We start from the raw sequence: 23,725 nt of genomic DNA on the forward strand, positions 1-23,725 counted from the left end.
CGCCGAGGGACGTAGTCTCGGAGGCGTGGATCACCGCCTTGTGTATCGCCTGGCCGCCCCTGCCGTCGCCACCCTGTTCGCCCTCACGGGCTGTACGGGGGAGACCGTGCAGGGGCGGCCGGGTGCGTCGGGGGTGCGCGACCCGTTCTTCCCCAAGGCCGGCAACGGCGGTTACCAGGTCGAGCACTACTCCCTGGACCTCGACTACGACCCGGCCGACGGGCAGCTGCACGCCACCGCCGTCATCACCGCCCGTGCCGAGCACGGGCTCAGCTCCTTCAACCTCGACCTCAGCGGGCTTGAGGTGGAGGGCGTGAGCGTGCAGGGCGTCGGGGCCCGCTTCAACCGCTCCGGCAACGAGCTGACGGTGCGCCCCGCCGAGGACCTGGAGCGTGGGGAGGTCTTCCGTACGGAGGTCGACTACTCCGGCCGGCCCGAGGCGGTGACCGACCCCGACGGGGCCGAGGAGGGGTGGATCGTCACCCCGGGCGGCGATGGCGCGGTCGCCGTCGGCGAACCCGTCGGGTCGATGGCCTGGTTCCCGGGGAACCACCACCCGAGCGACAAGGCCACGTACGACATCAGGGTGACCGTCCCCCGGGGGTACGAGGCCGTGTCCAACGGCGAGCTGCGTTCGCGTACGGAGGAGGACGACGGCCGGACCGCCTTCGACTGGCACTCAGCGGAGCCGATGGCGAGTTACCTGGCGACCGTGGCCGTCGGGAAGTTCAAGGTGACGACCGGGCGGACCGCCTCCGGGATCCCCGTCTACACGGCGGTGGCGCCCGGCGAGGCGGCGGCGAGCGGGGCCGCGCTCGCGCGGCTGCCCGAGATGGTGGAGTGGGGCATCGGGCGCTTCGGCCCGTACCCCTTCTCCACGACCGGCGCGATCGTGCTGCCCGCGGACAGCCTCGGCTACGCGCTGGAGACGCAGACCCGGCCGGTGTTCCCGGGGGCGCCCGGCAGCCAGGAGCTGGTGCTGCACGAGCTGGCGCACCAGTGGTTCGGGAACTCGGTGTCGCCGAAGTCCTGGAAGGACATGTGGCTCAACGAGGGTTTCGCGACCTACGCCGAGTGGCTGTGGTCCGAGGACCACGGCGGGCCGAGCGCGCAGCAGCACTTCGACGCCTACCTCGCCGGGGACACCAGCTTCGACGTGAATGCGGGATCGGACTGGGGCGCCTTCCCGCCGGCCGCCCCCCGGAGCGCGAAGGAGATCTCCGCGTCCCCGGTGTACGGGCGCGGGGCGATGGTCCTCCAGCGGATCCGGCAGGAGGCCGGCGACGAGAAGTTCTTCGCCCTGGTGCGGGGCTGGGCCGCCGACCACCGGCACGGAAACGCGAGCACGGCCGATTTCACCGCTTACGCGGAGGAGAAGACCGGCCGTGACCTGAAGGACGTCTGGGACGTGTGGCTGTACGGGAAGGACCGCCCCAAGGCGCCCAAGGGGCCCAAGGGGCCCAAGGCGTCGAAGACGCCGTAGGCGGCCTCCCGCCTACAGGGCCTTGCGCAGGACCGTGCAGGGGCGGCCCGCCTCGCGGTCGGTGTCCTGGCGCAGGGTGACGTAGCCCTGGGACTGCCAGAAGGCGAGGCCCTTCTCGTTGCCGTCGAGCACGGCGAGCCGTACGCCCGACCGTCCGGCGGCGCGGAAGCGGTCCTCGACCAGGGCGACCACGGAGCGGCCGTATCCCTCGCGGTGCGCGGTGGCGTCGATGAGCAGCAGGCCGATCCACGGGTCGGGGTCCTCGGACGCCGGGTCCCCAGGGGAAGGCCGACCAGTATGGGCGAGGGTGGCGGCCAGGCCTACGAGGCGTCCGGCGGAGCGGGCGAGGAGGACCTCGGCGCCGTCGTGGGCGAGCTCGTCTGCGAGGGCGGCGGCGACCTGCTCGACCGTGATGCGGCCGGGGTCGGGGAAATCGCCGCTGAGCTCGAAGAACGCGTGGTTCGTCGCGTAGAGCGTGGCGATTTCGGTGAGGACCGGGCCCGGCAGGGCGCCGTCCTCGACGGGAGCGAGCGGCAGGAGGATCACGTACCGAACGGTAGCGAAGCCCCCTCCCCGGACGGCCGGGAGGGGGCTCCAGCACGGACGCGTCCTCGGACGCGAACGCTCAGGATCAGACGTTGACGCCGAAGTCCTGGGCGATGCCGGTCAGGCCGGAGGCGTAACCCTGGCCCACGGCGCGGAACTTCCACTCGGCGCCGTTGCGGTACAGCTCGCCGAAGACCATCGCGGTCTCGGTCGCGGCGTCCTCGGAGAGGTCGTAGCGGGCGATCTCGACGCCGCCGGCCTGGTTCACGACGCGGATGTACGCGTTGCGGACCTGGCCGAAGTTCTGGCTGCGGGTCTCGGCGTCGTAGATGGAGACCGGGAAGACGATCTTGTCGACGTCGGCGGGGAGGCCCGCGAGGTTGACGTTGATGGCCTCGTCGTCGCCCGCGCCCTCGCCGGTGCGGTTGTCACCGGTGTGGACGATGGTCTGGTCCGGGGTGGACTTGTTGTTGAAGAAGACGAAGTGGCCGTCGGAGACGACCTTGCCGAGCGCGTTGACCGCGATGGCCGAGGCGTCCAGGTCGAAGTCGACACCGGTGGTCGTGCGGGTGTCCCAGCCGAGGCCGACGGTGACGGCCGCGAGGCCCGGGGCCTCCTTGCTGAGCGAGACGTTTCCGCCCTTGGAGAGGCTTACTGCCATGGTGACTGGTGTCCCTTCCTAGTCTCACTTGGTCTCACTTGTCGTATCGACCGTGAGGATGCCCAAGTTACCGCTGACCTCCATAACGCGGGGAGAGGGGCGCCAGGTTCCGCAAATAGGGAATCGTCCGCAATGGATCGTGTGCGATCCGGTCGGAAATGCGGGTGACGGGGCCCCGGCGGGCACGGATCATAGGGGGCATGCCTGGTCCCTATGTCATCCGCGGTTCGGTCGTGCTCCCCGAGGGCGAGCTCGCCTGGCGTTTTTCGCGGTCCTCCGGACCGGGCGGCCAGCACGTGAACACCTCGGACTCGCGCGTGGAGCTCCTCTTCGACGTCGCGGCGACGAAGTCGCTGCCCGACGTGTGGAAGGAGCGGGCGCTGGAGCGCCTCGCGTCCCGGCTGGTCGACGGGGTGGTGACCGTACGGGCCTCCGAGCACCGCTCGCAGTTCCGCAACCGGGAGATGGCGCTGGTCCGGCTGACCGCGCTGCTGGCCGAGGCCACGGCTCCGCCGCCGAAGGCACGGCGGGCGACGAAGATCCCCCGGGGCATCAACGAGCGGCGGCTGCGCGAGAAGAAGGCCCGCGGCGAGACCAAGCGGGGCCGCAACGCGCGGGACTGGTAGCCGCCGGACCCCGGTGGCCGGATCCGATCGCCGCCAGGGCTTGGTGCCCGGACCCGGTGGCCGGCCGGCTCAGGGCGCCAGGTGCCGGTAGCGCCCCCGGAAGTACGTCAGCGGCGGGGAGTCCGGCGCCGGCTGGGTGGCGGTGAGCACGTGGCCGATGACCAGGGTGTGGTCGCCCGCCTCGACGCGGTTCTCCGTACGGCACTCCAGGGTGGCCAGTGCCCCCGAGAGCAGCGGGGCGCCGGAGACGCCGCCGCGCGTGTAGGGCAGGTCCGCGAAGAGCAGCCGGTCGCTGATGCGGTTCTTCATCGAGAAGCGGCTCGCGATCTGGACCTGGTGGTCGGCGAGCACCGACACCGACCACAGGGGCTGCTCGGCCAGCAGGTCGTCCATCCGGGAACCCTCGCGCACGCTGACGAGCACCAGGGGAGGGTCCAGGGACACGGACATGAAGGCGGTCGCCGTCATGCCGACGTCTTCGCCGCGGCTGCCGGCCGACAGCGGGGGTTCCTGTGCGGTGATCAGGCACACGCCTGCCGCCAGTCGGGACATCGCGGCCCGGAACTCGTCGTTGCTCACCCCCTCAGCATGGGGTGCGGGTACGGAAACTGGTGTCAGGGGGGTCGTTGGGGGCACGGTGGGGACGCTACTGTCACCCCTCGCGCGGCACATCGGGCGGAGGTCCGAGGCGTGCCCCCGCCCGCCGACCTAGGCCGCCCCGGGCCCCGGCGCATCGTTTGCTTCCGGGAACATGTCGGGCGAACCGGCCGGAATGAGCCCGAGTGGGCGGTGTGGTGGCCACCGTTATTCATCTCATGTGACTTGAGTCACAGAGAGCAAGATTTGTTGACCCTGTGTACCTGCCGCACAGCTCACTGTGATTCAGTGGACGGGACACCGCAACGAAGCGCCGATGACAAACCTGGAGTTGCTGTCGAGGTCTCGGGGAGAGCGAGCAATGGAGACCGAGTCGGAGCCGTACGTCCGTCTTGCGACCCTGCGGCAGCTGCACCGGGTGGTGGCCGAGCTCAATACGGCCCGGAGCCTGGCGGACACCCTGCAGACCGTCGTCGACGGCATCGTCCTCGGCCTCGGCTACGAACTCGCCTGCGTCAACCTCGTTCGCCCCGACGGTGATCTGGTCGTCGCCGCCTTCGCGGGAGACCCCGCCGCCGAAGCCCTGATCACCGGCCGCGTCGGCTCGCGCGCCTCCTGGGAACGCCGCCTGACGATGGGCGAGAACTGGGACGGGCTGCGCTTCATCCCGCACACCGAGGGATGGGTCCTCGTCGAGGACGACGTCCCCCAGTGGCACACGGAGGGCCCCGACCCGCGGTTCGAGGACGAGTGGCACCCCGAGGACCGGCTCTACGCACCCATGTACGCCTCCGGCGGCGAACTGCTCGGCGTGGTCTCCGTGGACCGCCCGCGCAACGGCCGCCGGCCCGGTGCCTGGGGCCGCGAAGCGCTCCAGATGTACGCCTTCCAGGCCGCGATTGCCATCAGCAACGCCCGGCTCCGCGCGAACATGCAGCGGGCCCTGGTCCGCCTGGAGCGCGAGCAGCAGGCCCTGCGCGCCAGTGAAGAGTCGTTCCGCCAGGCCTTCGAGTACGCGCCGAGCGGCATGGCCATCGCCGAGATGGGCGGCGACCAGCACGGCCGCCTGCTGCGCACCAACGACGCGCTGTGCCGGCTGCTGGGGCGGCCCGCCTCGGTGCTGCGCCGGTACTCCTTCTCCGACCTCGTGCACCCCGAGGACATCGGGACCCTGCTGCGCACCTCCGCCGAGGGCGGCCGCGCCGAGCTCAGACTCGGCCGTCGCGACGGTACGTACGTCTGGGTCTCGCTGCGCAACTCCGTCGTCGCCGACGCCGCCGACGGGCCGCGCTTCCTGCTCACGCACGTCGAGGACATCGAGGAGCGCAAGCGGCACGAGCTCCAGCTCGCCCACCGGGCCAGCCACGACTCGCTGACCGGCCTGCCCAACAGCGCCGAGCTGCGCTCCCGGCTCGGGGCCCGGCTCTGCCGCCGCCCGCAGTCGGTGCGCGCCACCGCCGTGGAGGCGCTGGACGCGGCCTTCGAGACCCGGCCCTCGGTGGAGGGCGGACCCGGTGAGCACGGCGAGCACGGGTTCCGGCCCGACGGCTTCCCCGAGCCCTTCGAGTTCCCGGGCGGCACGGGCGGCCCGGGCGGTTCGGCCGCGGCGGGCCCGTACGACCACCACGTGCACACGGTCGCGCCGGCGACCGACATCGACGACGGTACGAAGGGGCTCGCGGTGCTCTTCTGCGACCTCGACGGCTTCAAGTCGATCAACGACCGGTTCGGGCACCACACCGGCGACGCGGTCCTGATCGAGGTGGCCCGGCGGCTGACGACCGGCGTCCGGGACGGGGACACGGTGGCCCGGCTGGGCGGTGACGAGTTCGTCGTCCTCGCCGACGGGCTGGGCGCCGCGGACGCCGCCGACCTCGCGGTGCGGCTGCGGAACGCCATCATCCCGCCGATCCGGGTGGACGGCCGTGCGGTCCGTGTGGGAGCCAGTTTCGGGATCGGCTGGGCGAGCTGCGGCATGTCGGCGGACGAGGTGCTGCGCTCGGCCGACCAGCGCATGTACATCGAGAAGCGCTCCCGTTCGAAGGCACACCGCAGGGCCGGGTAAACTCTCGGGCCGCCCGTGGGCGCACCTGTTCGGGGTAGGCTCCCCGGGGTCGAAAGGAGTGACCTGCGATGACGACGCCCGCGAACCACGGCCCGAACAACGGGGCGAGCAAGCCCGAGGATGACGACCCGTTCGGCTACCTCTACGAGGACGGCCAGGCCGCGGGGGCCACCCCGCCCGGGCAGGGCGGCGGCTACGGCTACCCGGGACCGGCGGGCGGCGCTCAGCCGGGCGTGCCCCGAACCTCGTACAACCAGGTCCGCACGGTCGGTGATCGGCCCTACGGCGGCCAGCGCGGGCAGGTTCCGCCGCAGCAGCAGGCCTACCAGGCCCAGTACCAGGCCCCCGAAGCGCTCCAGGCGGGCGGCTACGGCGTTCCGCCGCAGCAGCAGCCCCCGCAGTACACCCAGTCCGTTCCGCTGCCGGGCTCCGGCGGCGGGCACGGCGGCGGCCACGGCGGCGGTTCCAGCCGCAAGGGCATGCTCATCGCCGCCGTCGCGGTGGTCGCCGCGGTGGCGATCGGCATCGGCGCGGCCGTGATCTTCGGCAAGGACGACGACGCCGACAAGAACAAGAACACCGCGAACCCGGGCCAGAGCCCGTCGGCGCCCGCCCAGAACACCCCCTCGAACCAGCCGAGCGGCTCCGCTTCGCCGGTGGCCGAGCTGCCGAAGGGCGACGCGGGCGGTCCGGGCATGGTCATCAGCGGTGGCGCGGTCCTTACGGACGCGGTGCGTGGCGCGGAGAGCGCCAGTGGCAAGTACGTCGGCAACTTCAACCAGCCGGGCGCGGCTGTCACCTGGACGCTGGACCTGCCCAAGGAGGGCACGTACCGGCTCTACGTGCGCTACGGCATCCCGGGCGAGGACGCCAACGCCACCCTCGCGGTGAACGGCAAGCCCAACACCTCGCCGCTGAACATGAAGAACTTCGCGGAATCGGCCAAGGGAGACTGGGAGAAGGGCTGGCAGACCACCTGGGGCCAGGTGACCCTCAACAAGGGCACCAACACGGTCAAGCTGTCGTGCGAGGCCGGCAACAAGTGCCAGGTCAACATCGACAAGCTGTGGCTCCAGAAGGGCTGAGCGGCTTCCAGCAGCGGGCTTACCCCGCCGTGACCTTCACCGACCCCCGTACCTCCTCGTAGGTGCGGGGGTCGAAGTCTCCCGCCGTGGGGGCCGCGACCGTGGCCGCGGAGAGGGCCACCGCGCGGGTCAGGCGGTCCGGCCAGTCCAGGCCCTCGGTGAGGGCCGAGAGGAGGCCCGCGACCGCGGAGTCGCCGGCGCCGGTGGGGTTGCCCGTCAGGGCGCGGGGCGGGGCCGCCCGCCAGGTGCCCAGGGCGGTGGCGGCGAGCAGTCCTTCCGGGCCGAGCGAGGTGACCACCGCGTGGGCCCCGCGCCGGCGGGCGTCGCGGGTGGCGGGCAGCGGGTCGCGGGAGCCGGTCAGCTCGGCGAGCTCGGCGGCGTTCGGCTTGATCACGTCGGGGCGGGCGGCGACCCCGCGGCGCAGGGCCTCGCCGCTGGTGTCGAGCAGGACGGGGACGCCGGCCGCGCGGGACGTCCGTACGAGGGCCGCGTAAGCCCCTACGGGGACGCCCGGGGGCAGGCTGCCGCACAGGGCCACCGCGCGGGCGCCGCCCGCCAGCAGGGCCCCGTAGCGGGTGAGGAACGCGGTCCACTCGGCGGCGGTGATCAGCGGGCCGGGCTCGTTGAACTGCGTGGTGTCCCCGGAGGCCTCGTCGACGACGGCCAGGGTGCGCCGGGTGGTGCCCGCGCAGGGGACCAGCTCGTCGCGGACGCCGGGGGAGCCGGCGAGCAGTTCGCGTACGAGGGCTCCCGTGGGGCCGCCCGCGAAGCCGGTCGCGGTGACCTCGTGGCCGATCGCGGCGAGCACGCGGGCCACGTTGAGGCCCTTGCCGCCGGGCCGTTCGGTGACCTCGGTGACGCGGTGGGAGGCGTGCGCGCGCAGGCGCGGTACGCGGTAGGTGACGTCGAGTGCGGTGTTGAGCGTCACGGTCAGGATCATGGCGGGCCCCGGTCTCGGTGTGTGCGGGGGATCATGCCAAACAGATGAGCGGTCGGCCCAGTACCCGGGGCCGACCGCTTCCGGTCCGTGTGTTCCGTGCGTCTACTTGCCCGCGAGCGGGTCGACGATCCATTCGCCGCGCCGCATGACGCCGCGGACGTCGAAGGCGGAGTCGAGGACGACGAGGTCCGCGTACTTGCCGGGCTCCAGCGAGCCGACCTGGTCGTAGACGCCGATCAGCTTGGCCGGGTTGGCGGAGATCGCCTGGACCACGGACTCGACGGGGAGCTTGTCGAGGGTGACCGACCGCTTGAAGGCGGTGTCCAGGGTGAGGGTGGAGCCCGCGATGGAGCCGCCCTCGACGAGGCGGGCGACGCCCTCCTTGACCTCGACCTCCAGCGGGCCGAGGTGGTAGGTCCCGTCGCCGAAGCCGGCCGCGTCCATCGCGTCGGTGATCAGCGCCACCCGGTGCGCGCCCGCGTGGTGGAAGGCCAGCTCCAGCATCGCCGGGTGCAGGTGGACGCCGTCGTTGATCAGCTCGACGGTGACCCGCTCGTCCTCCAGCAGGGCCGCGATCGGGCCGGGGGCGCGGTGCTCCAGGCCCGGCATCGCGTTGTAGAGGTGGGTGGCCACGGTCGCGCCGGCCTCGATGGCCTCCAGCGTCTGGTCGTACGTGGAGTCCGTGTGGCCGATCGCGGCGATGACCCCGTGCTCGGCGAGCAGTCGTACGGAGTCCAGGCCGCCGGGGAGTTCGGTGGCGAGGGTGAACATGCGGGCGGCGCCGTGCGCGGCGTCGATCAGCTTGCGGACCTCGGCCGGGTCGGGGTCGCGCAGGAGGTCTTCCTTGTGCGCGCCCTTGCGGCAGGGGTTGATGAACGGCCCCTCGAAGTGGATGCCCGCGATGTCGCCCTGCTGGGTCAGCTCGGCGAGCAGTCCCGCGCGGCGGGCCAGCTCGTCCAGGTCGCCCGTGACGGTGGAGGCGACCAGGGTGGTGGTGCCGTGCTCGCGGTGGGTCCGTACGCCCTTGAGCACCTCCTCGGCGGTGCCGGAGGTGAAGGAGGCGCCGCCGCCGCCGTGGTTGTGCATGTCGACGAAGCCGGGGACGATCCAGTGCCCGGTCAGGTCGATGACGGCCGAGTCCTCGTGGGCGCTGCCGGCGATGCGGTCGCCGTCGACGATCAGGCGCCCGCCCTTGACGATGCCCGTGGGCAGCACCACGTCGGCGCCGGAGAGAACGGTGCTGCGGCCCACATGTGCGCTTCCGGACATCAGGCAGGTACCTCCGTGGCGAGTAGATCCCAGGCGAGCAGCCCTGCACCCAGGCATCCGGCGGTGTCCCCTAGGGCGGCCGGAACGATGTGGGGCAGCCGCTGGAACGTCACGCGTTCCTCCACGGCCGTCCGTAGTGGTGTGAACAAGGTTTCCCCGGCCTCCGCCAGTCCGCCACCGATGATCAGCGTGCGCGGGTCCAGCAGGGTGATCGCGGTGACCAGCCCGTCGGCGAGGGCGCCGATCGCGGCGAGCCAGACCTCCCGGGCGCGCTCGTCGCCGGATTCGACGGCCTTGGCGCAGTCCGCGGCGTCCGCGTCGGGGTCGCCGGAGGCGGCCGCCCAGGCGCGGCTGACGGCGGAGGCGGAGGCGAGGGTCTCCAGGCAGCCGCGCTGGCCGCAGCCGCAGGCGGGTCCGCCGGGGCGGACCACGATGTGGCCGATCTCGCCCGCGTACCCGTGCGCGCCGGCCTCGATGCGTCCGGCGATGCCGATGGCTCCGGCGATGCCGGTGCCGAGGGGCACGAACAGGAAGCGGTCGGCGCCGCGGCCCGCGCCGATGCGGCCTTCGGCGAGTCCGCCCGTGCGGACGTCGTGGCCGAGGGCGACCGGGATCCCGCCGAGGCGTCTGCCGAGCAGTTCGCGCATCGGGACGTCGCGCCAGCCCAGGTTCGCCGCGTAGACGGCGATCCCGTTCTCGGCGTCGACGATGCCGGGGACGGCCACGCCGGCCGCGGAGGCGGTGGTGGCGAAGCGTTCCCGGCCGAGGTCGAGGAGCTCGGCGGCGAAGTCCTGGATCGTCTCGACGACGGCTTCGGCGCCCCGCTCGCGGCCGGTGGCGCGGCGCGCTTCGTGGAGCAGGGTGCCGTCGGCGGCGACGAGGGCGGCCTTCATCCCAGTGCCGCCCACATCGAGGGCGATGACGTGTTTCACGGGTTTCACGGGTGACAGTCTCGCGTGATCGGAGGGCAAAGGTCTAGTCCACTGGGAGGGATTGTTGAGTGGCCATACAAATTCGGGACCTTCGTCGGCGGACGGGCCGGTACGCGGGCCCGTATCGGGTCCGTACGCGCGTGCGCGTGCAGGCTGTGTGCACGTTTGGGCACCGGATGTTGACGAGGCTCAAAAGTGGTGTAGACCTTTACGCGAATCGTACGGAACAACCTGGGGTGGAACGAGAACTTTGAAGGCGCGAACTGTCCAGGCCAGAAAGCTGAACCTCGCCGCGTCCGGCCTCGCACTGTGCCTGACCACGGTGACGCTGAGCGGCTGCGGCGCCGTGTCGGGCCTCTCCGGGGACAACGAAGTCACCCTGAAGGTCGTGGCGGCCGACTACGGGGACAAACCGGAAAACTCCTCCAAGCCCTACTGGAAGGAGCTCGCCGCGTCCTTCGAGAAGCGCCACCCCGGCATCAAGGTCCAGGTCGACGTCTACTCCTGGTCCGAGGTCGACGCCAAGGTCGCCGAGATGGTCAAGGCCGGCGAGGCCCCCGACATCGCCCAGATCGGCGCCTACGCCGACTACGCGGCCGAGGGCAAGCTGTACTCCGCCGACGAACTGCTCTCCGTGAACACCCAGGCCGACTTCCTCGAACCGCTCGCCGAAGCCGGCAAGGTCCGGCGCGTCCAGTACGGCATGCCCTTCGTGGCCAGCACCCGGCTGATGTTCTACAACGAGAAGCTGTTCGCCGACGCCGGAGTCATCCCCAAGGACGGCAAGACCCCCTGGCAGCCCAAGAGCTGGGCCGATCTGGAGTCCGCCGCCAAGAAGCTCAAGGCGGACGGGGTCACCACGCCCTTCGCGCTGCCCCTGGGCCGCGAGGAGGCGCAGGCCGAGACCATGCAGTGGCTGCTCGCGGGCGGCGGAGGCTACGCCGACAACGAGGACGCGTACTCGATCGACTCCCCGGCCAACATCAAGACCCTGGAGTTCCTGCGCGACAAGCTCGTCGGCGGGGGCCTGACCGGCCCCGTCGAACCGGCCAAGCTGGACCGCCAGGCCGCCTTCGACTCCTTCTCGCGCGGCGAGGTCGGCATGCTCAACGGGCACCCGACGCTGCTCCAGCAGGCCGCCGCGAAGGGCGTCCAGTACGGCATGACCCCGATGCCGACCTCCGACGGGGTGCCCCACCCGACGATGGGCGTCGCCGACTGGGTGATGGCCTTCAAGACCGGCCACCAGTCGCAGTCCGGGAAGTTCCTCGACTTCCTGTACGAAGAGAACAACGTGACGGCCTTCACCGAGAAGTACGACCTGCTCCCGGTCACCACCAGCGGCTCCCGGGCGATGGACGCCTCCACGGGTGCCTCCTCGGCGCAGCTGAAGACCTTCCTGCACGCGCTGCCCAACGCACGCCTCTACCCGGTGGGCAAGAAGTCCTGGGCGGCCGTCAGCGAGGACGTCAAGAAGAACATCGGCAAGGCCGTGCAGCCGGGCGGGCAGCCCGGCAAGACCCTCGCGGACCTCTCCGAGATGGCGCGCAAGGCGGACGCCCGCTGATCCGTGCCGGGCGCGGGCCGTCAGCGGGGGCTGTCGTAGGGCAGGGCTAATCTGGCCGTATGACGGACGCGGACGAGAGGCCGCCGGCCGGGCTGAGCGCCGACGAGGCGGCCGTACTGGCCTACGAAGGCCGCACCTGGCCCGGGCCGGGCGCCAAGGAACGGGCCATAAGGGAAGGACTGGGGATGCCCCCGGTCCGGTACTACCAGCTGCTCAACGCGCTGATGGACGATCCCAGGGCGCTCCGGCACGCGCCGGGCACCGTGAACCGCCTGCGGCGCATCCGCGAAGCACAGCGGGCGAGGCGGTAGCGGCGGCCGCGGTGCGGCAGCCGGGGTCCGGCGGCCGGGGTGTGGTGCCCCGCGCCGTAGCCGTGGCCCGGTTGGGCCGTTAGGGTCGAGCGTATGGGGAGCCATCCGCACGATCTGCCGATGCCCGTCACCACCGCCGGACGCGAGGGACTCGAAGCCCTCCTCCGCGCACCGCACCGCTCCGTCGTCGCCCTCGACTTCGACGGCACCCTCGCCGACATCGTTCCCGACCCCGACCAGGCCCGGGCCCACCCCGGAGCCGTCCCCGCGCTCGCCGCCCTCGCCCCCGAGGTCGGCTCCATCGCGGTCGTCACCGGCCGGCCGGCCGGGGTCGCCGTCCGCTACGGGGGCTTCGCCGGGGTCCCGGGACTCGAACACCTGGTGGTGCTCGGACACTACGGAGCCGAGCGCTGGGACGCCGTGAGCGGCATCGTGCACGCTCCGGCCGAGCATCCGGGGGTCGCGGCGGTCCGGGCGGAGCTGCCCGGGTTCCTGGACGCGATCGGCGCGTGGCGCGGGACGTGGATCGAGGAGAAGGGCCAGGCCCTGGCCGTCCACACCCGGCGCGCGGCCGACCCGGAGGCCGCCTTCGCGGCCCTGCGCGAGCCCCTGGCGGGGCTGGCGGCCCGGCACGGCCTGATGGTCGAACCGGGCCGGGCCGTACTGGAGCTGCGGCCGCCGGGGATGGACAAGGGCGTCGCCCTCACGGAGTACCTCGCGGAGGTGGGGGCGCAGGCCGTGCTCTACGCCGGCGACGACCTCGGGGACCTGGCGGCCTACTCGGCGGTGGAGAAGCTGCGGGCCGGGGGCATGCCGGGGCTGCTGCTGTGCAGTGGCTCGGCGGAGGTCCCGGAACTCGCCTCCCGCGCGGACCTGACCCTGTCCGGCCCCTCGGAGGTCGTCGCCTTCCTGGCGGCGTTGGCCGTGGCCGTGCGGGCCTAGCTTTTGACGCGTGCCCCGTGCGGCTCGGTGCCCGGCGCGGCCGGGCGGGTGCGGCTCGGTGCCCTGCGGGGCCGTCCCCTACCCGCCCTTCCACCGTTCCCTGGGCTGCGCCCAGACCCGCGCCTCAAACGCCGGCGAGGCTGGATCAACCCAGCCTCGCCGGCGTTTGAGGCGCGGGGGTTCGGGGACTTCGCTCCCGGCAGCGGCGCGCTCAGGCGCGCAGTGCGTCCAGTTGGGACGTGAGCCACTGGGCCGGGGGGAGGGCCGTCGCCGCCACCGCCAGGCGTTTCGTGCGGTCCGCACGCTCCGCGGACGGCATCGAGAGGGCCGCGTGCAGCGCCTCCGCCGTGGCCGTCACGTCGTACGGGTTCACCGTCAGCGCGTCCGCGCCGAGCTCCTCGTACGCCCCCGCCCCGGTGGACAGCACCAGCACGCACCCCGCCTCCGAGACCACCGGGATCTCCTTCGCGACGAGGTTCATGCCGTCCCGCACCGGATTGACCAGCGCCACGTCCGCCAGCCGGTACGCCGCCAGCGACCGCGCGAAGTCGTCCTCGACGGAGACGATCACCGGCTGCCAGTCGGCCGTGCCGAACTCCGCGTTGATCTCCGCCGCCAGCTCCCGCACCGACTCGGTGTACTCCCGGTAGACGGCCAGGTCCTGCCGGGAGGGGTAGGCGGAGGCCAGGTGGACCACCCGCTCCCGCCATTCGGGGTGGACCGTCAGCAGCTCCCGGTACGCGAGCAGCCCCCGCAGGATGTTCTTCGACAGCTCCGTGCGGTCCACCCGGACGATCGTCTTCAGCCCGCCGACCTCCGCCCGCAGCGCCGCCAGCTTGTCGTCCACCTCCGGCCGGTGCGCGAGCGCGCGCAGCTCGTCCGCGTCCACGCCGAGGGGGTACGCGGTGACGTGGGTGAACCGGAGCTCCCCGTATCCGTGCCCGTCCGCGGCCTTCCTGCGGTGCCGCACCTCGTACTCCGAGGTCTCGAACGGGACGGACGCGTTCGCGACGCCGTGTGCGTCGTCCCTGGTTGCGTCGGCGAGGAAGTTGCCCGCCCACCCAAGCGTGTGGAAGCCCAGCCGGTCCGCCCCGAGCATCCCCCAGACCAACTGGCTCCGGATGTCGGCCGGGAGCATGTCCAGGAACTCCCGCGCAGCCCACGGCGTGTGCGTGAAGTGCCCGATCCGCAGGTCCGGGCGGAGCTCCCGGAGCATCCCGGGGGCCAGCGCCAGGTGGTAGTCCTGGATCAGGACCGCCGCCCCCTCGGCCGCCTCCTGCGCGAGCGCCTCCGCGAAGGCCTCGTTGTACGTGACGTACGAGGCCCAGCGCCGCCGGAACTCCGCGTCGAAGACCGGCTCGCGCGGGATCTCGTACAGGTGGTGGTGGAGGAACCACAGCACCGAGTTCGCGATGCCGTTGTACGCCCCGTCGTAGACCTCCGGGTCGATGTCGAGCATCCGTACGCCCGGCTCGGACACCCCCTGCCGTACCGCCCCCCGGTCCGCGTCCGACAGTGCCGCGCAGATCCACAGTGCCCCCGGCTGCTCCGCGAGGGCGGTGGAGAGGCCGGAGACGAGGCCGCCCCCGCCGCGGCGGGCACTGAGCGTGCCGTCCGCGGCGAGGGCGTACGAGAGGGGGCCGCGATTCGCGGCGACGAGCACCTGGGAAGCCATGCGGCGAACCTAGCCCGCCTCGACTCCGGTCAAACGTCAGCGCCTGCGCGTACGCCGGACCGAGAGGAAGACCACACCTCCGAGTGCCGTGAGCGTGGCGGCCGCCGTGCCCATCAGCCACAGCTCCCGGCCGTCGGAGCCGGTGGTGGCCAGGTGCCCGCCCGGCGGGCCCTTGGAGTCGTCGCCCGGGGTCGCGGGGGTCTCCGGCAGCGGTCGAGGCTGCTGGGTGGTGGGAGACGCGGACGGTGTGGACGGTGTGGAGGGTGTGGACGACGGCACCGTGGTGGGTGAAGGGGAGGCCGACGGGGACGGCGTCGGGGAGGACGAGGTGCTCGGCGACGGCGACGGGTCCGGGGTCGTGATCACCGGCGGGACCGGTGCGCACGCCGGGTCCTTCGAGCCGTTCTCGCAGTTCGTGCGGCCACTCTCCGCGACCACGTGGTTCGTCAGCTTGCCGTCGCCGGTCAGCGGGTCGTTGACCTTCACCTTGTACGTGATCGTCGCCGTCCTGCCCCGCGGGACGTCGCCCGTCCAGGACAGCTTGGGCGCCGTATACGTGGCCGAACCGAGGTCCGCCGTCGCCACCCCGTCGAAGGCCGCGTCGTCCAGCAGCTGCGTCAGGTCGTCGGTCAGCTTCGCGTTCGGGTAGTCCAGGCTGCCGATGTTCTTCGCGGTGATCGTGTAGGTCACCGTGTCACCGGGCGCGACCGACTTGGCGGGCGAGGCCGTCTTCGTCACCTCCAGGTCAGGCACCGGCACGGCCAGCGCGAACTGCGAGATGACGTACGTGTCCCCGCGCGTGCGGAACGTCAGGTCGGCGGAGGTGGCCCCGGCCGGCAGCGAGGCCGCGGGGATCTCGAAGGACTTCGCGTCGATGCTGAGGTTGTTGGCGTGCTTCGGTTCCAGCGAGCCGTCGGCCGAGCTGGTGAAGAAGTTGTCGGCCGCCCCGTTGGCGGGGTTGGTGATGTTCGCGCCGTTCACCCGGAACTGGTCGCCCTTGGTGTTCCAGTCGCCCTCGTAGGCCGTCGCGCTCGCGCGGACCGGGCCGTCGCCGGTGCGGTAGAAGCCCGAGACCTTGACCGTGGTGTCAGGGCTGGTCGAGCGCTGGAGCACGTGGCCGCCGTAGACGTAGACGTTGCGCCGCTCGGGGGCGTGCTCGTTCGGGCCGGGGTACGCGTACACGACCGTCAGGGACCAGCCGGCGACGCAGCCGCGCCCCTGAGGGGCCCAGATGTTGCCGACGGCCACGGGGACCGGCGAGCCGGTGGCCACGTCCGCGAAGGCGGCGGTGACGTCGGACTCGCCCGTGTAGTAGTGCGGGCCGCCCGTTTGGGCCGGGTCCTCGACCATGTCCGACAGGGTCACCGGCCGGGCGGCGCCCGAGCCGACCTTGACGACCGGGCGGGTGGTCAGCGGGTCACCGGGGGCGCGCCGCACGTCCTCGCCGGAGACGTCGCACCGCTCGATGAGGTTCGAGCCGAGCTTGTACGCGCCGTTGTTGCCGCCCCAGAAGAGCCGCGCGTACGCCACCTTCGCGCCCGGAGGCACGGTGAGCAGGCCGGTGCTGGAGGTGCCGGTGGCCGTCCCGAGCCCGGCCGCGTCCACCGGGCGGGCGACGAAGTCGTTGTTGTTCTTCGTGCCCCCGCCCCGCTGGACCTCGGCGCACTCGGCGGCCTCGGCGGGCGGTGCCTGGGGGCAGCCCATCACCGTGTTGCCGAGCGTGACGAAGTCCCCGTAGAGCGCCTCGTCGTACCGCTTCTCGAAGGGGGAGACCACCTCCGCGACGGCCGGTCCGCTCAGCGAGCCGATCAGCAGCGCCGCGCCCCCGGCCACCGCGAGGGCGGATCCCCATACATGTCTGAAACGTATAAACCCCATGAAAGGGAAATTAGACCGATAGGGGTTGATTCGGGCGTTACGCCACGCGACGGCGCGCGTACTCCTCGATGTCGAGCATCGGCGGCCGCTCCTCGGTGTCCACGGCGTAGGTGTGCGGTACGAACCCCTCCGGGCCCCGCTCGAACTGCGTCAGCTCGGGGCGTACGAGGTGCCCCCGCGAGAGCCGTACCTGCGCCGTGCGGTAGATCGCCGCGGCCATCCGCCCCAGGGCCTGGCCGTCCTGGTGGCGGTGCAGCCGTACGCCCACGTCCACCTGGGCCAGCGCGTCGAGCCCGGCCGTGTGCAGTGCGTCCACCAGCAGGCCCAGCTCCACCCCGTAGCCCACCGGGAACGGCAGCCGCTCCAGCAGCTCGCGGCGCACGGCGTACTCGCCGCCCAGCGGCTGGACGAAGCCGGCCAGCTGCGGCCAGTGGAGGTTGAGCAGGGGGCGGGCCACCAGCTCCGTGACCCGGCCGCCCTGGCCGTGGGCCTTGGCGGAGGCCAGGGCGGCCGGGTCGCCGGACTCCTGGCCGAAGGGGCGGTCGTACATGGCCTTGACGAACCGCACGTCCGGATCGGTCAGCAGCGGGCCGACGATCCCCGAGACGAAGGCGGCCGAGAAATCGCGCAGGTCGGCGTCCACGAAGCAGACGATGTCGCCGGTGGTGACCAGCAGCGAGCGCCACAGGACCTCGCCCTTGCCGGGCACCGCCGGGATCCGCGGCAGGACCTCGTCGCGGTGCACCACCCGGGCCCCGGCCTTGGCCGCGACCTCCGCCGTGCGGTCCGTGGAGCCGGAGTCGATCACGACGAGCTCGTCCACCAGCGGAACCGGCAGGCCCTCGATCAGATCGCGCCGGATCACCTCGACGATCGCGCCGACCGTCGCCTCCTCGTTCAGCGCCGGCAGCACCACGCTGACCGTGGTGCCCGCTGCCCGCTTGGCCGAAAGCAGCTGGCCGAGCGGTCGGTCGGCGGCTGACCAGGAGCGGTCTGCCAGCCAGCGCTCCACCTCTTCCAGCACCTTCAGCACTCCCTGGTTCATCACTGGGTTCATCATGGGTTTGGACCGAAATGTGATCCATCTCGCGGTTCGGACGGCTGTCTCAACCACCCGGGCCTTCGGTTACAGTCTTGAACAACGCGAAGGTCCACCGCATGCCGGGGGTCCCCGCGTACAAACGCACCGGCGCGCCACAGAGCGCGTGTGCCGGTGCCATACCGCTCATCCAGAGGGGCAGAGGGACACGGCCCGTTGAAGCCCCGGCAACCCTCCAGTCGGTTCTCGCGATCGCGCATTCCAGCGCCGCCAGCGAGGTCCCCGGCTAGGGAAGGTGCCAATTCCGTCTCATGGCGAAGTGCGCCATGGGGAAGATGAGGAGAAAGGGCCTCGCCATCATGGCTGCACAGTCTGTCGCAACCTCTGCCGAAACCGTTGAAAACGCTTCTGGCACCTCTGTCGATCTCGGTCCCGCCACCGGCCTTTCCTGTCGTGAGTGCGGTACCGGCTTCGAGCTCGGCCCGATCTTCGCCTGCGCCGAGTGCTTCGGCCCGCTCGAAGTCGCCTACGACCTGCCGCTGGGCGACCCGGAAGCCCTGCGCGCCGCCATCGAGGCCGGCCCGAACAACATCTGGCGCTACGCGCCGCTGCTGCCCGTCCCGGCGGACGTGGCCTCCAAGCCGAGCCTGAACCCCGGCTTCACCAAGCTCGTGGACGCGGCCAACCTGGCCAAGGAGCTCGGCGTCACCGGCAAGCTGTACGTCAAGGACGACTCCGGCAACCCGACGCACTCCTTCAAGGACCGCGTCGTGGCCATCGCCGTCGAGGCCGCCCGCGCCTTCGGCTTCACCACCCTCTCCTGCTCCTCCACCGGCAACCTGGCCGGCGCCGTCGGCGCCGCGGCCGCCCGCGCCGGCTTCCGCTCCTGCGTGTTCATCCCGCACGACCTGGAGCAGGGCAAGGTCGTCATGGCCGGTGTCTACGGTGGCGACCTCGTCGGCATCGAGGGCAACTACGACGACGTCAACCGCTTCTGCTCCGAGCTCATCGGCGACCCGCTGGGCGAGGGCTGGGGCTTCGTCAACGTCAACCTGCGCCCGTACTACGGCGAGGGCTCCAAGACCCTGGCGTACGAGATCTGCGAGCAGCTCGGCTGGCAGCTGCCCGACCAGATCGTCATCCCGATCGCGTCCGGCTCGCAGCTCACGAAGATCGACAAGGGTCTCCAGGAGCTGATCAAGCTCGGCCTCGTCGAGGACAAGCCGTACAAGATCTTCGGCGCCCAGGCCGAGGGCTGCTCGCCCGTCTCGACCGCCTTCAAGGCCGGTCACGAGGTGGTCCGCCCGCAGAAGCCGAACACCATCGCCAAGTCGCTGGCCATCGGCAACCCGGCGGACGGCCCGTACGTCCTGGACATCGCGCGCCGCACCGGCGGCTTCGTCGAGGACGTCAACGACGAGCAGGTCGTCGAGGCCATCAAGCTCCTCGCCCAGACCGAGGGCATCTTCGCCGAGACCGCGGGCGGCGTGACCGTCGGCGTGACGAAGAAGCTCGTCGAGAACGGGCAGCTCGACCCCACGCTGACCACCGTGATCCTGAACACCGGTGACGGCCTCAAGACCCTGGAGGCGGTGGCCGAAGGTGGTGGCCAGACCGCCACCATCCGCCCCAGCCTGGACGCGTTCCGCGCCGCCAACCTGGCCTGATCTTCTTACCTGTACACCGGAAGGGCAGTAGCACCATGAGCGTCAACGTCCGCATCCCCACCATCCTGCGCACCTACACCGGCGGCCAGGCCGAGGTCCCCGCCGAGGGCGCGACCCTCGAAGAGGTCATCCAGTCCCTGGAGGCGAGCCACCCCGGCATCGCCGCGCGCGTCCTGGACGACCAGGGCAAGCTGCGCCGCTTCGTGAACGTCTACGTCAACGACGACGACGTGCGCTTCGAGGGCGGGCTGCAGACGTCCACTCCGGACGGCGCCGGCATCTCGATCATCCCCGCCGTCGCGGGCGGCTGCTGAGCCTTCGCGTGACCCCGTAGGACCTCGCGGAAACTGAATTGCCCCCTCCGTTACCAAACGGAGGGGGCAATTCTGCTTGATTGGGCGCGGTAGAGTTGGGGAAGTCCCCTCCGCTGTTCTTGCCCGCCGCATATGAGCGGGCCGCGAGAGGGTTGACATTGAGTCAACATGCAAGTGCGCTATGGGCCCTTGGCGCGGTTTGTCCGGCCCGAGTTGCCCTGGAATATTCTGGGTTTTCACCCTATTTCAAACTTTCGCTGTGTCCAGAATTCTCGTTGGAATGACCTGTTGCAGACAGCAGCGGTGCGGATACATTCAGCCCCGGTCGAGGCGTTCCGGCGCAAGTTCTGACCCGGGACCGCGAAGTGCGGTCCTGCGCAAGGGCCAGTAATAGGGGAGTTAGGCATGGCTCAGGGCACCGTCAAGTGGTTCAACGCGGAGAAGGGCTACGGCTTCATCGCGGTCGACGGTGGTGCGGATGTGTTCGTCCACTACAGCGCCATCCAGATGGACGGGTACCGCACCCTTGAAGAGGGTCAGCGGGTCGAGTTCGAGATCTCGCAGGGCCAGAAGGGTCCGCAGGCGGACATGGTCAAGCTCGCCGCCGGCTAGTCCGACCGCGATCGACCACCGACACGTACGGGCCACGCACAGCGGCCGCGTACGACGGCACAACGGCATATGTACGAGGGGCCCACATCCTGGACACGGGATGCGGGCCCCTCGTGCGTGGCGGCTCCGGAGCCCTTGCGGTGTCCGGGTGTTCATCCCGGGTTGCCCGAAGCCGCTTGCACTCGGGGGGGTCGAGTGCTAATCATTGGCGTTAGCACTCTCCTGGTGAGAGTGCTACCTATACGAGGACCGGGTCAGTGAGGCCCGCAGGGTCCGGCGGGAAGAAACCGCCGGGCACGCAGGCCGTCCGTCGCGGGCGCGGGCGCGGTCCGGGAGCACTCCACCGCTGTCCGGGAGGACCACTTCAGATGGCCAAGATCATTGCGTTCAACGAGGAGGCCCGGCGCGGTCTCGAGCGAGGCATGAACCAGCTCGCCGACGCCGTCAAGGTCACCCTTGGCCCCAAGGGTCGCAACGTCGTCCTTGAGAAGAAGTGGGGCGCCCCCACGATCACCAACGATGGTGTCTCCATCGCCAAGGAGATCGAGCTCGAGGACCCGTACGAGAAGATCGGCGCCGAGCTGGTCAAGGAAGTCGCCAAGAAGACGGACGACGTCGCCGGCGACGGTACGACCACCGCCACCGTTCTCGCCCAGGCGCTCGTCCGCGAGGGCCTGCGCAACGTGGCCGCCGGTGCGAACCCGATGGCCCTCAAGCGCGGTATCGAGAAGGCCGTCGAGGCCGTCTCCGCCGCCCTGCTGGCGCAGGCCAAGGATGTCGAGACCAAGGAGCAGATCGCTTCGACGGCCTCCATCTCCGCCGCCGACACCCAGATCGGCGAGCTCATCGCCGAGGCCATGGACAAGGTCGGCAAGGAAGGCGTCATCACGGTCGAGGAGTCGCAGACCTTCGGCCTGGAGCTCGAGCTCACCGAGGGCATGCGCTTCGACAAGGGCTACATCTCGGCGTACTTCGCCACCGACATGGAGCGCATGGAGTCGTCCCTCGACGACCCGTACATCCTGATCGTCAACTCCAAGATCGGCTCGGTCAAGGACCTGCTGCCGCTCCTGGAGAAGGTCATGCAGTCCGGCAAGCCGCTGCTGATCATCGCCGAGGACGTCGAGGGCGAGGCGCTCTCCACCCTCGTCGTCAACAAGATCCGCGGCACCTTCAAGTCCGTCGCCGTCAAGGCTCCGGGCTTCGGCGACCGTCGCAAGGCCATGCTCGGCGACATCGCCATCCTCACGGGCGGCACGGTCATCTCCGAGGAGGTCGGCCTCAAGCTCGAGAACGCCGGTCTCGACCTGCTCGGCCGCGCCCGCAAGGTCGTCATCACCAAGGACGAGACCACCATCGTCGACGGTGCCGGTGACAGCGACCAGGTCCAGGGTCGCGTCAACCAGATCCGCGCCGAGATCGAGAACTCCGACTCGGACTACGACCGCGAGAAGCTGCAGGAGCGCCTGGCGAAGCTCGCCGGCGGTGTCGCGGTCATCAAGGCCGGTGCCGCGACCGAGGTCGAGCTCAAGGAGCGCAAGCACCGCATCGAGGACGCCGTTCGCAACGCGAAGGCGGCCGTCGAAGAGGGCATCGTCGCCGGTGGCGGCGTGGCCCTGCTCCAGGCTTCCTCGGTCTTCGAGAAGCTCGAGCTCACCGGCGACGAGGCGACCGGCGCCAACGCCGTCAAGCTCGCGCTGGAGGCCCCGCTCAAGCAGATCGCCGTCAACGGTGGTCTCGAGGGTGGCGTCGTCGTGGAGAAGGTCCGCAACCTGCAGATCGGTTGGGGCCTGAACGCCGCGACCGGCGAGTACGTGGACATGATCGCGGCCGGCATCATCGACCCGGCGAAGGTCACCCGCTCTGCCCTGCAGAACGCGGCGTCCATCGCGGCTCTCTTCCTCACCACCGAGGCCGTCATCGCCGACAAGCCCGAGAAGGCCGGCGCGGCTGCCGGTGGCGGCATGCCGGGCGGCGACATGGACTTCTGATCCACCCCCGGGCTCCGGCCCGAAGGTAGATCGGCTGTTCGCATCACGTACCGAGGGCGGCACCCCCAGCTGGGGGTGCCGCCCTCGGGCGTTTGCGACGGCCTAGAAGCCGGTGGTGTCGATGTCGAAGTCGAACGGCTCCGGGACGTGCAGGGGCTGGCCGAACGAGACCGTCTTGCGGGAGCGGTACCCGTGAGGGGAGGGGTCCCAGAAGCAGGTGATCTCCGAGTGCTGCATGTCGACGACCAGGTAGACGGGGACGAGCAGGCCGTACACGTCCAGTTTTTCGTTCCAGTCGGCGTCTCTCGTGGACACCGAGGTGAACTCGGCTACTAGGGACAGAGCCGCACCGTCCGCGTGTCGGCCCTCCCCGTCGAAGGCCGCCTCATCCGCAACGAACAGGTCTGGCCCGTACGCGCGCTCGGAGGCCGAGAACCGGAAGAGGAAGGGTGCGGTGTCCGCGCCGTGTCCTTCAGGGGCGTGGGCCTCGATCTGCTTCCGGAGTGCTCGCATGGGCCGGTAGTAGCGCAGCTTGGAAAACGGCGACACGACGATCTTCCCCCGGATGAGCTCGGCCTTGAAGCCGTCTGGCGTGTTCATCTCCGCAACCGTCTGCAGGAGCTCCTCGAATGTCGGCAGCACCGACAGCGCCTCTATGGGTGTGGCCCGCTCGGTCATGATCGTCACCGTCATCCTCCGGATGGCGTGCTGTGCCCCTGAATGTGTGCCTCGTCCCAGGCTAGCGGCGGGCGGACCGCCGTGCCCGGCCTATGGGACGGACCGCCCCAGCCCCCCGACCTTTGGTTGACTGCAGACATGACTGATGTGTTCGTCAAGATCTGCGGGCTCAAGACCGCGCACGACGTCGAGGTCGCCGTGGCCGCCGGGGCCGATGCCGTCGGCTTCGTCTTCGCGCCCGGCAGTCCGCGTACGGTCGACGCCGTGACGGCACGGGAGCTCGCCGCACACGTGCCGGACGGGGTGCTCACCGTGGGGGTGTTCCGGGGGCAGTCCGTCGCGGAGGTGCGGCGCTTCGCCGAGGAGAGCGGCGTACGGGGCGTGCAGCTGCACGGCGAGGAGGGCCCGGAGGACTTCGCGGCGCTGCGCGCGGAGGGCCGCACCCTGCTGCGGGCCACGGCGCAGCACGTGGAGCGCTGCGGGGAGTACGGCGAGGACCTGCTGCTCCTCGACGCCCCGGACCCCGGCTCCGGCAAGCCGTGGAACTGGGGCTCGGCGGACTTCACCGCGCCGGCGGGCCGCTGGCTGCTGGCGGGCGGGCTGACACCGGCCAACGTGGGTGAGGCCCTCACGGCCACCGGCGCGTGGGGCGTGGACGTGTCGAGCGGCGTGGAGAGCGAGCGCGGCGTCAAGTCCCCGGATCTGATCCGCGCCTTCATCACGGCGGCCCGCGAAGCGAGGCCCTGCGGGGCCTGACCCCGTGGGGCCTGACCTTGCCGGGCTGCGCCCCAGGGGGTCCGGTGAGAGGGCGGGTGGGGGACTCCGCCCCGCCGCCCGGGAGCCATCG

At 71.2% G+C, this 23,725-nt stretch carries 22 protein-coding genes and 1 riboswitch; of the genes, 12 read left to right on the forward strand and 10 right to left on the reverse strand.

The annotated features are described in order from the left end of the window. Window positions 1-25 precede the first annotated feature (25 nt). A complete protein-coding gene (locus tag OG276_RS20065; RefSeq protein ID WP_266907383.1) occupies window positions 26-1,483 on the forward strand; it encodes a M1 family metallopeptidase in 1,458 nt (485 codons plus the stop codon). A gap of 12 nt (window positions 1,484-1,495) precedes the next feature. On the opposite strand, the gene OG276_RS20070 is transcribed toward OG276_RS20065, so the two are convergent. Both OG276_RS20070 and OG276_RS20075 read right to left on the reverse strand, forming a co-directional pair. Next, entirely contained in the window at window positions 1,496-2,029 is a 534-nt protein-coding gene (locus tag OG276_RS20070) for a GNAT family N-acetyltransferase (protein ID WP_266907385.1), read from the reverse strand. A gap of 85 nt (window positions 2,030-2,114) precedes the next feature. Continuing rightward, complete coding sequence (locus OG276_RS20075; RefSeq protein WP_250744549.1) at window positions 2,115-2,690, reverse strand: TerD family protein; 576 nt, start codon at window positions 2,688-2,690, stop codon at window positions 2,115-2,117. 200 nt (window positions 2,691-2,890) lie between these two features. Here OG276_RS20075 and arfB point away from each other — a divergent pair, with 200 nt between their 5' ends. After that, window positions 2,891-3,316, forward strand: coding sequence for an alternative ribosome rescue aminoacyl-tRNA hydrolase ArfB (gene arfB, locus OG276_RS20080; RefSeq protein WP_243339524.1), 426 nt, complete (start codon window positions 2,891-2,893; stop codon window positions 3,314-3,316). A 69-nt stretch (window positions 3,317-3,385) separates the two neighbouring features. Here the strand turns inward: arfB and OG276_RS20085 are convergent, their stop codons facing one another. Beyond that, on the reverse strand, window positions 3,386-3,988 hold the full coding sequence (locus tag OG276_RS20085; RefSeq protein ID WP_266907390.1) for a flavin reductase family protein: 603 nt from the start codon (window positions 3,986-3,988) through the stop codon (window positions 3,386-3,388). Window positions 3,989-4,274: 286 nt separating this feature from the next. On the opposite strand from OG276_RS20085, the gene cdgB reads away from it, so the two are divergent. Further along, on the forward strand, window positions 4,275-5,978 hold the full coding sequence (gene cdgB, locus OG276_RS20090; protein ID WP_266907392.1) for a diguanylate cyclase CdgB: 1,704 nt from the start codon (window positions 4,275-4,277) through the stop codon (window positions 5,976-5,978). Window positions 5,979-6,046: 68 nt separating this feature from the next. Continuing rightward, window positions 6,047-7,063 carry a CBM35 domain-containing protein gene (locus OG276_RS20095; RefSeq protein ID WP_266907394.1) on the forward strand — a complete coding sequence of 339 codons (1,017 nt, stop codon included), beginning with the start codon at window positions 6,047-6,049 and terminating at the stop codon, window positions 7,061-7,063. Window positions 7,064-7,082: 19 nt separating this feature from the next. Here OG276_RS20095 and OG276_RS20100 read toward each other — a convergent pair whose 3' ends face one another. From OG276_RS20100 to OG276_RS20110, 3 genes are all read right to left on the reverse strand, one after another. Then, window positions 7,083-8,003, reverse strand: a complete 921-nt coding sequence (locus OG276_RS20100; RefSeq protein ID WP_266907396.1) for a 1-phosphofructokinase family hexose kinase — start codon at window positions 8,001-8,003, stop codon at window positions 7,083-7,085. Window positions 8,004-8,105: 102 nt separating this feature from the next. Continuing rightward, complete coding sequence (nagA, locus tag OG276_RS20105; RefSeq protein ID WP_266907398.1) at window positions 8,106-9,272, reverse strand: N-acetylglucosamine-6-phosphate deacetylase; 1,167 nt, start codon at window positions 9,270-9,272, stop codon at window positions 8,106-8,108. After that, window positions 9,272-10,204: an ROK family protein gene (locus OG276_RS20110; protein WP_266912949.1), complete on the reverse strand. Its 933-nt coding sequence runs from the start codon at window positions 10,202-10,204 to the stop codon at window positions 9,272-9,274. The genes nagA and OG276_RS20110 overlap by 1 nt, the downstream gene beginning before the upstream one ends. A gap of 250 nt (window positions 10,205-10,454) precedes the next feature. On the opposite strand from OG276_RS20110, the gene OG276_RS20115 reads away from it, so the two are divergent. The 3 genes from OG276_RS20115 to otsB all read left to right on the forward strand — a co-directional run bounded on the left by OG276_RS20115 (window position 10,455) and on the right by otsB (window position 13,024). Beyond that, window positions 10,455-11,771 carry an extracellular solute-binding protein gene (locus OG276_RS20115; RefSeq protein ID WP_266907400.1) on the forward strand — a complete coding sequence of 439 codons (1,317 nt, stop codon included), beginning with the start codon at window positions 10,455-10,457 and terminating at the stop codon, window positions 11,769-11,771. 59 nt (window positions 11,772-11,830) lie between these two features. Beyond that, entirely contained in the window at window positions 11,831-12,082 is a 252-nt protein-coding gene (locus OG276_RS20120) for a DUF3263 domain-containing protein (RefSeq protein WP_266907402.1), read from the forward strand. A gap of 93 nt (window positions 12,083-12,175) precedes the next feature. After that, window positions 12,176-13,024 carry a trehalose-phosphatase gene (otsB, locus tag OG276_RS20125; protein ID WP_266907404.1) on the forward strand — a complete coding sequence of 283 codons (849 nt, stop codon included), beginning with the start codon at window positions 12,176-12,178 and terminating at the stop codon, window positions 13,022-13,024. A 211-nt stretch (window positions 13,025-13,235) separates the two neighbouring features. On the opposite strand, the gene OG276_RS20130 is transcribed toward otsB, so the two are convergent. Genes OG276_RS20130 through OG276_RS20140 form a run of 3 tightly spaced genes read right to left on the reverse strand, consistent with a single transcriptional unit; the run spans window position 13,236 to window position 17,601 of the window. Continuing rightward, a complete protein-coding gene (locus OG276_RS20130) occupies window positions 13,236-14,699 on the reverse strand; it encodes a trehalose-6-phosphate synthase (protein ID WP_266907406.1) in 1,464 nt (487 codons plus the stop codon). Window positions 14,700-14,735: 36 nt separating this feature from the next. Continuing rightward, on the reverse strand, window positions 14,736-16,577 hold the full coding sequence (locus tag OG276_RS20135; protein ID WP_266907408.1) for a hypothetical protein: 1,842 nt from the start codon (window positions 16,575-16,577) through the stop codon (window positions 14,736-14,738). Window positions 16,578-16,614: 37 nt separating this feature from the next. Continuing rightward, entirely contained in the window at window positions 16,615-17,601 is a 987-nt protein-coding gene (locus tag OG276_RS20140; protein ID WP_266912951.1) for a glucosyl-3-phosphoglycerate synthase, read from the reverse strand. 198 nt (window positions 17,602-17,799) lie between these two features. After that, window positions 17,800-17,958, forward strand: a riboswitch (SAM riboswitch). A gap of 17 nt (window positions 17,959-17,975) precedes the next feature. Between OG276_RS20140 and thrC the strand changes: the two genes are divergently transcribed. The 4 genes from thrC (at window position 17,976) to groL (ending at window position 22,200) form a co-directional block, all read left to right on the forward strand. Continuing rightward, a complete protein-coding gene (gene thrC / locus OG276_RS20145; RefSeq protein WP_266907410.1) occupies window positions 17,976-19,283 on the forward strand; it encodes a threonine synthase in 1,308 nt (435 codons plus the stop codon). Window positions 19,284-19,318: 35 nt separating this feature from the next. Next, the gene (locus OG276_RS20150) at window positions 19,319-19,597 is read left to right on the forward strand and encodes a MoaD/ThiS family protein (protein WP_266907411.1); all 279 of its coding nucleotides are present in this window, start codon (window positions 19,319-19,321) and stop codon (window positions 19,595-19,597) included. A gap of 405 nt (window positions 19,598-20,002) precedes the next feature. Beyond that, the gene (locus OG276_RS20155) at window positions 20,003-20,209 is read left to right on the forward strand and encodes a cold-shock protein (RefSeq protein WP_008743607.1); all 207 of its coding nucleotides are present in this window, start codon (window positions 20,003-20,005) and stop codon (window positions 20,207-20,209) included. A gap of 368 nt (window positions 20,210-20,577) precedes the next feature. After that, window positions 20,578-22,200 carry a chaperonin GroEL gene (groL, locus tag OG276_RS20160; RefSeq protein WP_266907413.1) on the forward strand — a complete coding sequence of 541 codons (1,623 nt, stop codon included), beginning with the start codon at window positions 20,578-20,580 and terminating at the stop codon, window positions 22,198-22,200. Between the two features lie 102 nt (window positions 22,201-22,302). Here the strand turns inward: groL and OG276_RS20165 are convergent, their stop codons facing one another. After that, window positions 22,303-22,893, reverse strand: a complete 591-nt coding sequence (locus tag OG276_RS20165; protein WP_266907415.1) for a Uma2 family endonuclease — start codon at window positions 22,891-22,893, stop codon at window positions 22,303-22,305. Window positions 22,894-23,016: 123 nt separating this feature from the next. Here OG276_RS20165 and OG276_RS20170 point away from each other — a divergent pair, with 123 nt between their 5' ends. After that, the gene (locus tag OG276_RS20170) at window positions 23,017-23,634 is read left to right on the forward strand and encodes a phosphoribosylanthranilate isomerase (RefSeq protein ID WP_266907417.1); all 618 of its coding nucleotides are present in this window, start codon (window positions 23,017-23,019) and stop codon (window positions 23,632-23,634) included. The last annotated feature ends 91 nt before the right edge of the window (window positions 23,635-23,725 follow it).

Origin of the sequence: Streptomyces sp. NBC_00086, from assembly GCF_026343255.1 — a bacterium.
Lineage (GTDB): Bacteria > Actinomycetota > Actinomycetes > Streptomycetales > Streptomycetaceae > Streptomyces.